The sequence below is a fragment of the Rhodoferax sp. XS2R6 genome (assembly GCF_056521365.1).
This window is the reverse complement of record NZ_JBWMAY010000001.1, coordinates 1,003,967-1,018,047: the sequence shown is the minus strand read 5'-3', so window position 1 is coordinate 1,018,047 and position 14,081 is coordinate 1,003,967. Positions and strand designations below refer to the sequence as shown.

At 64.3% G+C, this 14,081-nt stretch carries 12 protein-coding genes and 1 tRNA gene; 8 read left to right on the top strand and 5 right to left on the bottom strand.

Annotation, left to right across the window (positions count from 1 at the left end; genetic code table 11):
* Window positions 1-17: 17 nt before the first annotated feature.
* Both recN and AC097A_RS04855 read right to left on the bottom strand, forming a co-directional pair.
* Window positions 18-1,667 (bottom strand): DNA repair protein RecN, encoded by a 1,650-nt coding sequence (gene recN / locus AC097A_RS04860; protein ID WP_479619964.1) that lies wholly within the window; start codon window positions 1,665-1,667, stop codon window positions 18-20.
* A 3-nt stretch (window positions 1,668-1,670) separates the two neighbouring features.
* Complete coding sequence (locus AC097A_RS04855; RefSeq protein ID WP_479619963.1) at window positions 1,671-2,567, bottom strand: NAD kinase; 897 nt, start codon at window positions 2,565-2,567, stop codon at window positions 1,671-1,673.
* Window positions 2,568-2,606: 39 nt separating this feature from the next.
* Here AC097A_RS04855 and hrcA point away from each other — a divergent pair, with 39 nt between their 5' ends.
* Both hrcA and AC097A_RS04845 read left to right on the top strand, forming a co-directional pair.
* On the top strand, window positions 2,607-3,611 hold the full coding sequence (gene hrcA / locus AC097A_RS04850; RefSeq protein ID WP_479619962.1) for a heat-inducible transcriptional repressor HrcA: 1,005 nt from the start codon (window positions 2,607-2,609) through the stop codon (window positions 3,609-3,611).
* 35 nt (window positions 3,612-3,646) lie between these two features.
* Window positions 3,647-3,723 (top strand) — tRNA-Ile (locus AC097A_RS04845).
* Between the two features lie 79 nt (window positions 3,724-3,802).
* On the opposite strand, the gene AC097A_RS04840 is transcribed toward AC097A_RS04845, so the two are convergent.
* Window positions 3,803-4,123 (bottom strand): hypothetical protein, encoded by a 321-nt coding sequence (locus AC097A_RS04840; RefSeq protein WP_315848842.1) that lies wholly within the window; start codon window positions 4,121-4,123, stop codon window positions 3,803-3,805.
* 233 nt (window positions 4,124-4,356) lie between these two features.
* Here AC097A_RS04840 and AC097A_RS04835 point away from each other — a divergent pair, with 233 nt between their 5' ends.
* Entirely contained in the window at window positions 4,357-6,426 is a 2,070-nt protein-coding gene (locus tag AC097A_RS04835) for an AsmA family protein (RefSeq protein ID WP_479619961.1), read from the top strand.
* A gap of 72 nt (window positions 6,427-6,498) precedes the next feature.
* Here AC097A_RS04835 and AC097A_RS04830 read toward each other — a convergent pair whose 3' ends face one another.
* Window positions 6,499-6,981 (bottom strand): MerR family transcriptional regulator, encoded by a 483-nt coding sequence (locus AC097A_RS04830; protein ID WP_479619960.1) that lies wholly within the window; start codon window positions 6,979-6,981, stop codon window positions 6,499-6,501.
* Complete coding sequence (locus tag AC097A_RS04825; RefSeq protein ID WP_315478793.1) at window positions 6,971-7,267, bottom strand: SCP2 sterol-binding domain-containing protein; 297 nt, start codon at window positions 7,265-7,267, stop codon at window positions 6,971-6,973. Before AC097A_RS04825 ends, AC097A_RS04830 begins: the two co-directional genes overlap by 11 nt.
* A 154-nt stretch (window positions 7,268-7,421) precedes the next feature.
* Here AC097A_RS04825 and AC097A_RS04820 point away from each other — a divergent pair, with 154 nt between their 5' ends.
* The 5 genes from AC097A_RS04820 to AC097A_RS04800 all read left to right on the top strand — a co-directional run bounded on the left by AC097A_RS04820 (window position 7,422) and on the right by AC097A_RS04800 (window position 14,043).
* A complete protein-coding gene (locus AC097A_RS04820; RefSeq protein ID WP_479619959.1) occupies window positions 7,422-9,032 on the top strand; it encodes an acyl-CoA carboxylase subunit beta in 1,611 nt (536 codons plus the stop codon).
* A 32-nt stretch (window positions 9,033-9,064) separates the two neighbouring features.
* Window positions 9,065-10,216, top strand: coding sequence for an acyl-CoA dehydrogenase family protein (locus AC097A_RS04815; protein WP_479619958.1), 1,152 nt, complete (start codon window positions 9,065-9,067; stop codon window positions 10,214-10,216).
* 15 nt (window positions 10,217-10,231) lie between these two features.
* Window positions 10,232-11,071 carry an enoyl-CoA hydratase/isomerase family protein gene (locus AC097A_RS04810; RefSeq protein ID WP_479619957.1) on the top strand — a complete coding sequence of 280 codons (840 nt, stop codon included), beginning with the start codon at window positions 10,232-10,234 and terminating at the stop codon, window positions 11,069-11,071.
* A gap of 135 nt (window positions 11,072-11,206) precedes the next feature.
* Window positions 11,207-13,168: an acetyl/propionyl/methylcrotonyl-CoA carboxylase subunit alpha gene (locus tag AC097A_RS04805; RefSeq protein ID WP_479619956.1), complete on the top strand. Its 1,962-nt coding sequence runs from the start codon at window positions 11,207-11,209 to the stop codon at window positions 13,166-13,168.
* Window positions 13,165-14,043: a beta-keto acid cleavage family enzyme gene (locus tag AC097A_RS04800; RefSeq protein ID WP_479619955.1), complete on the top strand. Its 879-nt coding sequence runs from the start codon at window positions 13,165-13,167 to the stop codon at window positions 14,041-14,043. Before AC097A_RS04805 ends, AC097A_RS04800 begins: the two co-directional genes overlap by 4 nt.
* Window positions 14,044-14,081: the final 38 nt, after the last annotated feature.

Genomic DNA, 14,081 nt, shown 5'->3' with positions numbered 1-14,081 from the left:
TTGGCGGCGGTGGGCATTCAGCTGCCTGCCTGCAGCATTTCCTTGGCGTGGGCCAGGGTGGTGCTGGAGAGTTTTTCGCCGCCCAGCATGCGGGCAATCTCGCCCACGCGCTGTTCGCTGTGTACGGCGGCCACGGTGCTGAGTGTGGCCTTGCCCTGCAGGGTTTTGGACACCACCAGATGGTGGTCCGCGCAGGCAGCCACCTGGGGCAGGTGGGTCACGGCCAACACCTGGCGGTCGCTCCCCAGTTGTTGCATGAGGCGGCCCACGGTCTCGGCCACGGCGCCGCCCACACCCGAATCCACCTCGTCAAAAATCAGCGTTTGCGCCGTGCCCAGTTGGCTGGTGGTGACCGCAATGGCCAGCGCCATGCGCGACAGCTCGCCGCCGGATGCCACCTTGCCCACGGGGCGCGGCGTGCTGCCGGCGTGGCCCGCGGCCAGAAACTGCACGTCTTCGAGCCCGCTCTGCTGCGGCTGGGCCAGCGGCTCCAGCGCCACTTGAAACTGCCCGCCCTGCATGCCCAGCCCTTGCATGGCCTGGGTGATGCTTTGGGCCAGCAGCGGCGCGGCCTTGGCGCGTTGTTTGGAAATACTCTTGGCCTCGGCCAGGTAGGCGGCCTGGGCCCTGCGCTCGGCGGCTTGCAGGCCGTCCAGATCAGCGGCAGCGTCCAGCGCGGCCAGCTCGGTTCTCCACGCGGCCAGCACGTCCACCAGCTCTTCGGGCGGGCGCTTGTAGCGGCGCGCCAGGCTCACCCACAGCGCCATGCGCTGGTCCAGTTCGGCCAGGCGGTCGGGGTCCAGCTCGGTGCGGCGGGCGTAGCTGCGCAGGGTGTGCACCGCGTCTTCCACCTGCGCCAGGCTGGAGGTCAGCGCCTCCACGGGGTCTTTGAATTCGGCTTCCAGATGCGCCTGGGCCTGTAGCAGCTGCAGCGCGGCGTGCAGCGGGCGCAGGGCGCTGCTGTCGTCGTCTTCCAGCAGGTTGACGGCGCCTTCGGCCGCGTCCAGCAGAGCCTGGCCGTTGGACAGGCGGCTGTGGCTGGTGTTGAGCTCGTCCCACTCGTGGGGCTGGGGCGCCAGCTTGTCCACCTCGCCAATTTGCCAGGCCAGGCGTTCGCGTTCGCGCTGCAAAGAGTCTTGCGCTTCGGTGGCCTGGGCCAGCGCGGCTTGGGTGTGGCGCCAGGTGGTCCACAGTTGGGTCAGTGTGGCGGTGTTCACCTTGGCATAGGCGTCCAGCAGGCCACGCACGGCCTCGGGGCGGGTCAGGCTTTGCCAGGCGTGCTGGCCGTGGATGTCCAGCAGCTGTTCGCCAATGGCGCGCAATTGTTGGGCGGTGGCGGGGCTGCCATTCACCCAGGCACGGCTTTTGCCCTGCGTGTCCACCGTGCGGCGCAGCAGCAGGGTGTCGCCGGCTTCAAAACCTGCGTCATCCAGGATGGCCTGCACGCCGGGGGCCGGGTCAAACTCGGCGGACACATCGGTACGTGCCGCACCCTCGCGGATCACGCCGGTGTCAGCGCGTGCGCCGGTGACCAACTGCAGCGCGTCGATCAGGATGGACTTGCCCGCGCCAGTCTCGCCGGTCAGCACGGAGAAGCCGGACTCCAGGTCCAGCTCCAGCTCGCTGACGATCACAAAGTCACGCAGGACGATTCGCTTCAAGGCCATGGTTCAGGCCACTCCTTCATTCCAATGCATTTTCTGGCGCAGGGTGTCAAAGTAGGTCCAGCCCTTGGGGTGCAAGAAGCGCACCCGGTGCTCCGACAGCGTCACCTCGATGCGGTCGCCGTGCATCAGGCTGGCCAGACTCTGCATGTCAAAGTTGGCGCTGGCATCGCGTCCTGCTACGATTTCGATAGCTATCCGCGCAGTATTGGAAAGGACTATCGGCCTGTTTGACAATGTATGGGGGGCAATCGGCACCATCACCCAGCCAGGGATGGCGGGGTGCAGCAGCGGCCCGCCGGCCGACATGGAATAGGCCGTGGAGCCCGTGGGCGTGGCGATGATCAGGCCGTCCGCCCGCTGGTTGGACACAAAGTTGCCATCCACCTCCACGCGCAACTCCACCATGCCGGAGGTGGCGCCGCGGTTTACCACCACATCGTTCATCGCCAAGGCGGAGAACACGCAGTGCCCATCACGCATCACGCGGGCATGCATCAGGCTGCGGTCATCCAGCTCGTAGTGGCCGGCCAGCATGGGCAAGAGGGTGGTTTTGTACTGCTCGAAGCGGATGTCGGTGATGAAGCCCAGCCGCCCCTGGTTGATGCCGATCAGCGGCACTTTGTACTGGGCCAGCTGGCGGCCTATGCCCAGCATGGTGCCGTCTCCGCCCACCACCAGCGCCAGGTCGCAGCTGGCGCCAATGCCGGCCACGTCCATGGTGGTGTAGCCGGTCAACTCAGTGTTGGTGGCGGTGTTGGCTTCAATGACGATCTCGCAGCCCTGGTCCATGAGGAAATGGGCTATCTCGTCCAGCGACTCGCGCGAGGAGGCACCGACGGCGCGGGCCCCCGTGGATTGGTACTTGCCAATGAGCGCGACCTGTCGGAATTTGGACAACATCCGCAAATTAGACACTAAATAGATCACTAGAATGGACCGATGCTCGATGATCGTTCCAAGTTGTTGCTGAAAGCGCTGGTAGAGCGCTACATCGCCGACGGACAGCCCGTTGGCAGCCGCACTTTGTCCAAGGCCTCGGGCCTGGAACTCTCGCCCGCCACCATCCGCAACGTCATGTCGGACCTGGAAGAGCTGGGCCTCATCGTCAGCCCCCATACCTCCGCCGGGCGCATTCCCACCGCGCGCGGCTACCGCCTGTTTGTGGACACCATGCTCACCGTGCAGCCGGGCCAGTTCCAGGCGCACAGCCTGGCACCCGACCAGCCGCAGCGCGTGCTGTCCAATGCGGCCAACCTGCTGTCCAACCTGTCGCAGTTTGTCGGCGTGGTCATCTCGCCGCGCCGCACCTCGGCCTTTCGCCACATCGAGTTTTTGCGCCTGTCCGAAAAACGCCTGCTGGTCATCATCGTCTCACCCGATGGCGATGTGCAAAACCGCGTCATCTACACCGAGGTGGACTACGCCCAAAGCCAGCTGGTGGAGGGCGCCAACTTCTTGAACACCCACTACGCCGGGCTGGAGATTGAAGAAGTGCGCAAGCGCCTGCAAAACGAAGTGGACAGCCTGCGCGGAGAGATCGCCACGCTGATGCAGGCCGCCGTGCACGCCAGCTCCGAGGCCATCAACGAATCGCAGGACGAGGTGGTGATTTCGGGCGAACGCAACCTGCTGTCGGTGTCTGACTTTTCCAGCGACATGGGCCACCTGCGCCGCGCGTTCGATTTGTTTGAGCAAAAAGCCCAGCTTATGCGCCTGCTGGACGTGGCCGGCCAGGCCGAAGGCGTGCGCATCTTCATTGGCGGCGAGAGCCAGGTGGTGCCGTTTGAAGACCTGTCCATCGTCAGCAGCCCATACGAGGTGGATGGCAAGGTGGTCGGCACGCTGGGCGTCATCGGCCCCACGCGCATGGCCTACGACCGCATGATCCAGATCGTGGACATCACCTCCAAGCTGGTCAGCAACGCGCTGAGCCACCACAAATAGGCCTGCGCCGCCCCGGTACAATCCGCGCTTCGGTTGGGGCGTTAGCTCAGTTGGTTAGAGCAGAGGACTCATAATCCTTTGGTCCACGGTTCAAGTCCGTGACGCCCTACCATTCCATTGGAATACGATGCTAGGAAGCCTGCCACTCTTTGGAGTCGCAGGCTTTTTGTTTGGGCGAACGGTGCGTGTCTCTAGCGCCCAGGTTTGTTCAACTTCGACCCCGCTGCCGCCGGGTGCTGCCCCACAAACAGCGTGGTTACGCCCACCATCAGTGTTTGGGCGCGGGTTTCGCCTTGGTGGTCGCACAGGGCTTGCATGAGTGCGGAGCGCAGGTACCAGAGTTCGCCGGCGTCGCGGGCGTAGTTGATTTTGAACTCCAGGTGAAAGTCCGTCGCGCGGCAATAGCTGCGCACCACGCTGAGCATGGCGTTGCGGATTTTCTCGAGGGCGTCCTCGGGGCTCTCCACGGGCTCGGGGCCCAAAAAATTCCAGAAACTGTTTTTGATGCGCATGTCGTCAGTCCTTGTGTGTGCCGACGCCGCACTCGGGTGCGTTGTGGTATCCCATGCGCACAGTGTGCCCTGCGCATGTGAAGGCTGTCTGACAAAAGCGCGTTTTGGCAAAGCGTTGTGCCAGCAATTACAAAGCGTTACTGGGCAATACCGCACATGCGGTGATGGGCCGGCGCGCACTGCAGAAATAGAATGGTCCGCATCGGGTTCATCCCTCTGCACAAGGACTCTCCATGAAGGCGCTTCGCGTTGTCGGTATTGCTGTCATTGCCATCGTGGGCCTGCTGGCCCTTGCCGTGGGGGTGCTCTACGCCCTGTTTGACGGCGACAAGATCAAAGCCGAGATCAGCCGCACGGTGCTGGAGCAAAAGCAGCGCACGCTGGTGATTGCGGGCCAGCCCAAGCTCTCTGTCTGGCCCAACGTAGGCATTCAGCTGGACGGCGTGACCTTGTCCGAGCACGCGAGCAAAGACGAATTTGCCGCGCTGCAATCGGCCCGCATCTCGGTGGCGCTGATGCCGCTGCTGAGCAAGCAGGTGCAGGTGCGTGCGCTGGACATCGAGGGCTTGAAGCTCACTCTGGTGAAGAAAAAAGACGGCACGCTGAACATTGCCGATCTGCTGGGCCAGCCCACCGCGCCCGAGGCTGGCAAACCCGCTGAGCCTGCCAAGCCAGCCGATCCCCTGCAGATTGATATTTCCAGCATCCGCATTGCCAACGCCCAATTGACGTGGCGCGATGAGAAGGCAGGCACCAGCACCGCACTGTCGAACCTGAGCCTGTCCACCGGCCAGGTGCTGGCCGACACGGGCAAGAAGACGGCCGCGGTGGACAAGCTCAGCCTGTCGGCCAAGGGCCAAAGCGGCACCGATGCATTCACGCTGGCGCTGGATGCACCCAAGCTGAGCCTGTCGCCCGAGAAATCGGGGGGTGAGGCCATCACGCTGTCCGCCACGCTGCAGGGCGCGGGTCGCAATGCGACGGTGAACCTGGTGCTGAATGGCGTGGAAGGCAATGCCGATGCGCTGAAGATTGCCAGCCTGGCGCTCAAGCTGGATGCCAAGGCGGGCGACGCGGCCATCAAGGGGCAGCTGAGTTCGCCCGTGGCGGTGAACGTGGCCGGGCAAAGCGTGGCGCTGGCCAAGCTGGCCGGCAGCCTGGACCTGGCCCACCCAAGCATGCCCATGAAGAGCGTGAGCCTGCCCATCAACGGCAGCCTGAAAGTGGACGCGCTGCAGCAGACCGCGGCGCTGGAGCTGGCCACGCAGTTTGACGAATCCAAGATTGCCACCAGCGTGAAGGTGGCCAAGTTCGCGCCGCTGGTGCTGGCGTTTGACCTGGACGTGGACAAGCTCAACGTGGACAAATACCTGCCACCCAAGCCCGCCACCACGGCGCCCGCCAAAGAGGCTGCCGCGGGCAAAGAAGCGCCTATTGACCTGAGTGCGCTGAAGGGCCACAACGTGAACGGCGCCATCCGCATTGGCGCGCTGCAGGTATCCAACCTGAAGCTGGAGAAGATCAACGCCAAGCTGGCACTGGCCGGTGGCAAGCTGGACGTGGCACCCCTGTCGCTGAACCTGTACGAGGGCAGCACCAGCGGCAGCCTGTCGGTCAACGCCAATGGCAATGCGGTGGCTATCAAGCAGGCGCTGGTGGGTGTGAGCATCAACCCGCTGATGAAAGACCTGGTGGCCAAGGACCTGCTGGAAGGCCGGGGCAATGTGGCGCTGGACATCAATACCCGCGGAGACACGGTGACGGCCATGAAGAAGGCGCTGGGCGGCAGTGCATCGCTGGCGCTGAAAGACGGCGCCGTCAAAGGCATCAACCTGGCGCAAAGCCTGCGCGACATAAAAGCCAAGCTGGGCCAGGCCGATAGCACACAGGCCGCCAATGCCAACCAGAAGACCGACTTCTCGGAGCTGACTGGCAGCTTCAAGATTGCCAACGGCGTGGCGCACAACGAGGACCTGGCGATGAAGTCTCCCTTCATCCGCCTGGGCGGCGCGGGCGACATTGATGTGGGCGCAGGCCAGATGAACTACTTGGCCAAGGCCACGGTGGTGGCCAGCGGCGAAGGCCAGGGTGGCAAAGACCTGGGCCAGCTGAAGGGCCTGACGGTGCCTGTGCGGCTGACCGGCCCGTTCGACGCGCTGAGCTACAAGATCGAGTACGGTGCCATGCTGGAGGACGCGACCAAGGCCAAGGTGGAAGAGAAGAAGCAGGAGATCAAGGCCAAGGCCGAAGAGGCCGTGCGCGACAAGGCCAAGGACTTGTTCAAGGGCTTGCTGGGGAAGTAAGTCGCCTCATGGGTTGTGCGGGTTGCTCCTGTTTTAGGAGCTGCTTGCGCAGTATCTACGTGGGCTAGAGGCCTATTTGGCTTGTTTTTTGCCTGTGCGATCGCGTTCGGCCAAGTGGCCACGGCAGCTGGTGTTGATCACGCGCAGCTCGGCCAGCGTGGCGTCAATCTGGGCGCGTTTTTTCTCCAGGTCGTCAATTTCGGCGTCGGTGCGGTCGATGACGTACTGCAGCTGCTGGGTGCGGCCTTCGCCGTGGTCGCCATACAAATCCAGGTAACGCTTGATCTCGGACAGCGGTGAGCCAATCGCCTTGGCGCGCAGGATGAGCGCCAGCCGCGCACGGTCGCGCCGGGTGTAGACGCGGGCGCCGTTGACTCGGCGGGGCGCCAGCAGGCCCTTGTCTTCGTAAAACCGCAGCGCGCGCAGCGTGATGCCGAACTCCCGGCACAACTCGGTGATGCCGAACAACTCGGCCGTGCCCTCGTCGCGGTGGGAGGCGACAAACGCCTGCGCGTCTGCCACCTCGGCGGCGGTGGCCACGGTCTTAAATGACACGTTGCAGGCGCATGGCCACGCCCATGTCGCCGCTGACCTTCAGCTTGCCGGCCATGAAGCCGGTGGCGGGTTCCAGGTCGCCGTCCAGCAGGGCCTGCAGGTTCTCCAGCGTGATGCCCACGGTGCAGTCCACATCGGTGTTGTCGTTGCTCACGCTGTTGGGCGTGCTGGCGCCGTCGATGACGATGACGCCGTCGGCGCCCATGTCGAACTTCAGGGTGGCGTTGAGGCCGCTGTCGGCGCCCACTTTGGCGCGGATGGCTTCGGTTGCAGATGCGAGGGACATGGGGTTTCCTTGTGAGGTTGGATGGAGAGGTTCGGGCTGGATGTTAGCCGTGTGGCATGCCGTAAAGCATAGTGAAAACACCTATACGGTAACAGGTTGACGTTAACGTCACCATGGCCTCTAATGCCGCAAGACCTTTGAAGGACCTGTTGCCATGCCCGCTCTCCGCTCCAAGATCAACCCCCGCTCGGCCGGCTTTGCGGCCAACGCCCAGCGCATGGCCGAGCTGCTGGCCGAGGTGCAGCGCCTGGAAGGGCTGGTGATTGCCGAGTCCGAGTCCAAGCGCGAAAAGTTTGAGAAACGCAAGCAACTGCTGCCACGCGAACGCGTCGCCCGCCTGCTGGACCGTGGCACGCCCTTCCTCGAGTTGAGCCGTTTGGCCGGCCTGAATATGCATGACGACGATGGCAAAAAAGCCGTACTCGGCGGCGGCTCCATCGTCGGCATTGGCGTGGTGGCGGGGCGGCGCTGCATCGTGTCCGCCAGCGACAGCGCGGTCAAAGGCGGCACCGTCGCACCCATGGGCCTGAAGAAGGCGCTGCGGGCGCAAGAGATCGCGCTGGAGAACAAGCTGCCCGTCATCTACCTGGTGGAAAGCGGCGGCGCCAACCTGATGTACCAGGCCGAGATTTTTGTAGAGGGCGGCCGCAGCTTTGCCAACCAGGCGCGCATGTCGGCTGCGGGCATTCCGCAGATTGCGGTGGTACACGGCTCGTCCACCGCGGGCGGCGCGTACCTGCCCGGCCTATCGGACTATGTGGTGCTGGTGCGTGGGCGCAGCAGCATCTACCTGGCCGGCCCGCCGCTGGTGAAGGCGGCCATTGGTGAGGACTGCACCGACGATGAGCTGGGCGGCGCCGAGACCCACGCGCAGGTGACCGGCCTGGGCGAGTACCTGACCGAGGACGATGCCCACGCCATTGCCATGACGCGCGAGCTGATGGACAAGCTGAACTGGGACACCACGGCCGCCGCCGCACCGTTTGCTGCCCCGCTGTTTGACGAGCAGGAGCTGATGGGCATCGTCCCTGCGGATGAGCGCGAGCCCTACGATGTGCGCGAGGTGATTGCGCGCCTGGTGGATGGTTCGGACTTTCTGGAATTCAAGGCCAGCTATGCGCCCGAGATGATGTGTGGCCACGCGCGCATCGAAGGGCGGCTGGTCGGCATCCTGGGCAACAACGGCCCCATCCAGCCCACTGGCTCCACCAAGGCCGCGCAGTTCATCCAGCTGTGTGACCAGAGCTGCACGCCACTGATTTTTCTGCAGAACACCACGGGCTATATGGTGGGCTCCGCGGCCGAGCGCGGCGGTGCCATCAAGCACGGCAGCAAGATGATCCAGGCCGTGGCGAATGCGCGCGTACCCAAGTTCACCGTGGTGCTGGGCGGCTCGTACGGCGCGGGCAACTACGGCATGTGCGGGCGCGGGTTTGACCCACGCTTCATCTTCAGCTGGCCCACGGCGCGCACCGCCGTCATGGGCGGCGCACAGGCGGCCAAGGTGATGGACATCGTCAACCGCGCCAAGCTGGAGCGCATGGGCGGCGAGGTGAACGAGGATGCTCTCAAGGCCATGTCCGACGGCCTGCGCCTGCGACTGGACAAAGAAAGCGCCGTGCTGTTTGGAACCGCCCGCCTATGGGACGACGGAATCATCGACCCGCGCGACACGCGCCGCCTGCTGGGCCTGTGCCTGGCGCTCGCCGCCGAAGCCGAGCAGCGCACGCTGCGCGGCAACACCTTTGGTGTGGCCCGCCTCTGATTTTTTCAATAACAAAGACCCGAGAAGACACCATGAAATTCACTCCTGAACACACCCAAATCTCTGACTCGGTGCGCAAGTTTGTTGCCAACGAGATCAACCCCTTCACCGCCGAGTGGGAAAAGGCCGGCATCTTTCCCGCGCACGAACTCTTCAAGAAGATGGGCGACCTGGGCCTGCTGGGCATCAAGTACCCCACGGAGTTTGGCGGCATGGGGCTGGACTTCAGCTACTCCATGGTGGCTGCCGAAGCGCTGGGTGACTGCAATGTGGGCGGCGTGCCCATGGCCATTGGCGTGCAGACCGATATGTGCACGCCAGCGCTGGCGCGCTTTGGCAGTGACGAGCTGCGCGCCGCCTACTTGGCCCCGGCCATTGCGGGCGACATGGTGGGCTGCATTGGTGTGAGCGAGGTGGGCGGCGGCTCAGACGTAGCGGCGCTCAAGACCACGGCGCGCAAGGACGGTGGTGACTACGTCATCAACGGCTCCAAGATGTGGATCACCAACGGCATGCAGGCCGACTGGTGCTGCCTGCTGGCCAACACCAGCGAAGGCGCGGTGCACAAGAACAAGTCCCTCATCATCGTGCCCATGGACGCGCCCGGCATCACACGCCAGAAGATCGAGAAGATCGGCATGCACAGCAGCGACACGGCACAGCTGTTTTTTGACAACGTGCGTGTGCCCCAGCGCAACCTGATCGGCCAGGAAGGTATGGGCTTCATGCTGCAGATGCTGCAGTTCCAGGAGGAGCGCCTGTACGGCGCGGCCGGCAGCTTGCGTTCGCTGGACAACCTCATCGACCAGACCATTGCCTACACGCGCGAGCGCAAGACCTTTGGCCAGCCGATTCTGAACAACCAGGTGGTGCATTTCCGCTTGGCCGAGTTGCGCACCGAGGTGGAGTGCCTGCGCGCGCTGACCTACCGTGCGGTGGAGTCCTATGTGGGTGGCAAGGACGTGACCAAGCTGGCTTCCATGGCCAAGCTGAAAGCCGGGCGCCTGTCGCGTGAAGTGGCGGATTCGTGTTTGCAGTACTGGGGCGGCATGGGCTTCACGGCCGACAACCCCATCTCCCAGGCCTACCGCGACAGCCGGTTGATCTCGATTGGCGGTGGCGCCGACGAGATCATGCTGGGCATCATCTGCAAGCTCGAAGGCACGCTGCCGGGCAAGGCCTGAGGCCAGGGGCACACCATGCAGCAAGTCATAGATGCTATGCAATTAGGAGCTGTTCGCGCAGTATCCACGAGGGCTACCCTGCATATTTATTTAAATCGTGCCGAGGTGCGCAACGCCATGTCGCTGCAGATGGTGGCCGAGCTGCAGCAGGTGCTGCGCGCGGCCGAGACCACTGCCGGTACGCCCGATGCGGTGCGCGTAGTGGTGCTGCGCGGCGAGGGCGGGCACTTCAGCGCCGGGGCCGATTTGAAAGATATGGCTGGTGCGCGCATGCGTGCCATGCAAAGGGCCGAAGGCGCGCCGGATCCGATTGCCGAGGTGAACGCGGCCTTCGGACATCTGTGTGCCGCCTACGCCAACACGCCCTTGGCCGTGGTGGCGGTGCTGGAGGGCACCGTGATGGGCGGCGGCTTTGGCCTGGCCTGCGTGGCTGATGTGGCCATCGCCGGTGAGACCGCAGCCTTCCGTTTGCCCGAGACCTCGCTGGGCGTGGTGCCCGCGCAGATCGCGCCGTTTTTGGTGGAGCGCCTGGGCTACTCGCAAGCCAAACGCCTGGCCGTGACCGGTGGTCGCCTCGATGCGGCGGGTGCACTCGCCGTGGGGTTGGTGCATGAGGTCACCAGTACCGAAGGTATAGCCGCCTCGCTGGACAAGACGCTGGCCGACATATTGGCCTGCGCTCCCGGTGCGCTGGCTGCTACCAAGGCACTGATGCGCAAGGCGCGCTTTACCGCAGCGGCTGATCTAGTGGAGGAGGCTGCCACCATCTTCTCCCACGCCGCCCAGGGGCCCGAAGGGCAAGAGGGCATGACCGCCTTTATTCAGAAACGCAAACCGAATTGGACGTTGACATGACATTCTCAGCAAACCAGATCGCCACTGAAAGCCTGTGTGGTGGAGCGCTTTGCGTAGGTAAAGGAGGAGGCCGCGCAGCGGACGGGGGACACGAAGCAAAGCGCTTCGCCGCACAGGCTTTTCGCGAGGCATCCCATGTTTAGCAAAATCCTGATTGCCAATCGCGGCGAGATCGCCTGCCGCGTCATCCGCACGGCGCGCAAGCTGGGCTACCAGACGGTGGCCGTCTACAGCGATGCGGACCGCGACGCCCCCCATGTGGCACTGGCCGATGAGGCGGTTCACATCGGCCCATCGCCCGCCGCGCAGTCCTATTTAAGGATTGATGCCATTCTGGAGGCCGCACGCAAAACAGGTGCCGATGCGCTGCATCCGGGATACGGCTTCCTCAGCGAGAACGCAGCCTTTGCACAGGCCTGTGCGGATGCGAATGTCGTCTTTATCGGTCCCCCGGCCAGCGCCATCACCGCCATGGGCGACAAGGCCCTGGCCAAGCGCCGCATGCTGGAGGCGGGTGTGCCGTGTGCACCCGGCTACCTGGGCGCGAATCAGAGCGATGCGGCCTTGACCGCCGAGGCCAAGAAGCTGGGCTACCCACTGCTCGTCAAGGCCGTGGCCGGTGGTGGCGGGCGCGGCATGCGCCTCGTACGCAGCGATGCTGAACTGCAACAAGGAATTGACGGCGCGCGCCGCGAAGCCACCAGCGCCTTTGGCGACGGCACGCTGATGCTGGAGCGCCTCATCGACAACGGCCGCCACATCGAGATCCAGGTGTTTGCGGACGCCCATGGCAATGCGGTCTACCTGGGCGAGCGTGACTGCACCGCCCAGCGCCGTCGCCAAAAAGTGATTGAAGAAGCACCGTCGCCTGTGGTCTCGCCAGCGATGCGCAAGTCGATGGGCGAGGACGCGGTAGCCGCCGCGCTGGCCGTAGGCTACCGAGGCGCGGGTACGGTGGAGTTCATCGTGGACGACAAGCTGAACCACTACTTTCTGGAAATGAACACGCGCCTGCAGGTGGAGCACCCGGTGACCGAGTGCATCACGGGCTACGACCTGGTGGAGTGGCAGCTGCAGGTGGCCGCGGGCGATGTGCTGCCCGCCAAGCAGGAAGGCATCACGCTTACCGGCCACGCCATCGAGGCGCGCCTGTATGTGGAAGACCCCTACACCGGCTTTGCGCCGCAGACCGGCACGGTGGCCTGGTGGCAGCCCGAGCGTGCTTTGGTCGAGGGCACTCGCGTTGACGACGGCATCCGTCAGGGCAGTGTGGTCTCGCCCTTCTACGACCCCATGGTGGCCAAGATCATCGTGCATGGCCGGGATCGGGACGATGCCATCCGCCGCCTGCGCGCAGCACTGGCCAACACGCCCTTGCTGGGCCTGAAGAACAACGGACGTTTTCTGAGCGACTTGGTGGACCACCCGGCCTTCCGCAAAGCCGAAATGACCACGACGCTGATCGACCAGTGGCTGGAGCAGGGTGAGCCGCTGCTGCAGGCGCCCGTGCCCAGCGATGCGGCATGGACCGTGGCGGCGGTAGCCCTGGCCACGCAACACGGCAGCAGCTGGCGCGCCAACAGTGTGGCCGCCTACGGCTTCCAGCTGCAGACGGGCGACACGGTGCGCGCAGTGCGTGTGCTGCCGGACCGCCATGGGGCGGTGGCCGTTACTTGGGATGGCCACACCACGGCAGCCCGCGTCTTGCAGTTTGAGGATGGCGTGTTGCGGATTGAAATCGACGGTGTGGCACAAACTGCCATTGCCGTGTTTGTGGGCACCGACTTGCATCTTGCCCACGCCGGCCACAGCCATGTGTTCACCGAAGTCTCTGCCTTCCCCAATGCCGATGCCCTCAAAGACGCGAGCCGTGCCCGCTCCCCAGTGGCCGGCAAGGTCACGCAGGTGCTGGTGGCACCTGGCGACACCGTGCAGGAGGACCAGCAGCTTGTCTGCGTGGAAGCCATGAAGATGGAAATGTGGTTGTGCGCCGAAAGTGCAGGCGCGGTCAAAGCAGTACACGCCAAGGCGGGCGACCAAGTGGAATCCGGTGCTGTGCTGGTGGAGCTTGAACTCAACACGAAGAAGGAAGCATGATGGACAAAGCCATACTTACCTGCGCGCTGACCGGCGTGCTGACCAACCCCAAGCAGCATCCCGTGCCCGTGACGCCCGCACAAATGGCCGCCGAGGCGCGTGACGCCTTCAACGCCGGCGCCAGCATCATGCACATTCACATGCGCAACCAGGAAGAGGGCATGGGCCACATGCCGTCCTGGGACCCCGATGTGGCCCAAAGCATCGTCAACGCGATCCGCGCAGCCTGTCCTGGCGTCATCATCAACCTGACCACCGGCGTGGTCGGTAAGGACATCAGCGGTCCGCTGGCCTGCATACGCAGCGTGAAGCCCGAAATTGCCGCTTGTAACGCGGGCAGCTTGAATTACCTCAAGCTCAAGGAAGACGGCAGCTGGGCCTGGCCGCCGATGGTGTTCGACAACCCGGTGGCCAAAGTGCAGCAGTTTCTGGACGTGATGGAAGAGGCGGGCACCCACCCTGAGTTCGAATGTTTTGATGTGGGCATCGTCCGCTCGGTGACCATGTACCTGAAGAATGGCATGCTCAAGCCCGCCATGGGGCGCGCCGAGTACAACCTGGTGATGGGCGTAGCCTCGGGCATGCCGTGCGACCCGGAGCTGCTGTCGCTGCTGCCCAAATACATGGCCGTGGGCAGCGTCTGGCAAACCACGCTGATTGGCCGCACGGAGATCTGGCCGGTACACCAGAAGACGGCGGACCTGGGAGGTATGTTGCGCACGGGTCTGGAAGACACCTTTTACTTGCCTAGCGGCGAACGCGCTGCGGGGAACGGTGCCCTCATCACCGAACTGGCGGCCTGCGCCCAGCGTGCAGGCCGTGCGATTGCCAGCCCGGCGGAGGCGCGCGCCTTGCTAGGGCTGCGCAGCGCGTAAACTGGGTGCTGGCGCCTCCGGAAATCGGAATTCGCAAA

Bases quoted from the DNA above. Each gene is read 5' to 3' on its own strand.
- recN (WP_479619964.1), bottom strand. From the start codon at position 1,667: ATGGCCTTGAAGCGAATCGTCCTGCGTGACTTTGTGATCGTCAGCGAG.
- AC097A_RS04855 (WP_479619963.1), bottom strand. From the start codon at position 2,567: ATGTTGTCCAAATTCCGACAGGTCGCGCTCATTGGCAAGTACCAATCC.
- hrcA (WP_479619962.1), top strand. From the start codon at position 2,607: ATGCTCGATGATCGTTCCAAGTTGTTGCTGAAAGCGCTGGTAGAGCGC.
- AC097A_RS04840 (WP_315848842.1), bottom strand. From the start codon at position 4,123: ATGCGCATCAAAAACAGTTTCTGGAATTTTTTGGGCCCCGAGCCCGTG.
- AC097A_RS04835 (WP_479619961.1), top strand. From the start codon at position 4,357: ATGAAGGCGCTTCGCGTTGTCGGTATTGCTGTCATTGCCATCGTGGGC.
- AC097A_RS04825 (WP_315478793.1), bottom strand. From the start codon at position 7,267: ATGTCCCTCGCATCTGCAACCGAAGCCATCCGCGCCAAAGTGGGCGCC.
- AC097A_RS04820 (WP_479619959.1), top strand. From the start codon at position 7,422: ATGCCCGCTCTCCGCTCCAAGATCAACCCCCGCTCGGCCGGCTTTGCG.
- AC097A_RS04815 (WP_479619958.1), top strand. From the start codon at position 9,065: ATGAAATTCACTCCTGAACACACCCAAATCTCTGACTCGGTGCGCAAG.
- AC097A_RS04810 (WP_479619957.1), top strand. From the start codon at position 10,232: ATGCAGCAAGTCATAGATGCTATGCAATTAGGAGCTGTTCGCGCAGTA.
- AC097A_RS04805 (WP_479619956.1), top strand. From the start codon at position 11,207: ATGTTTAGCAAAATCCTGATTGCCAATCGCGGCGAGATCGCCTGCCGC.
- AC097A_RS04800 (WP_479619955.1), top strand. From the start codon at position 13,165: ATGATGGACAAAGCCATACTTACCTGCGCGCTGACCGGCGTGCTGACC.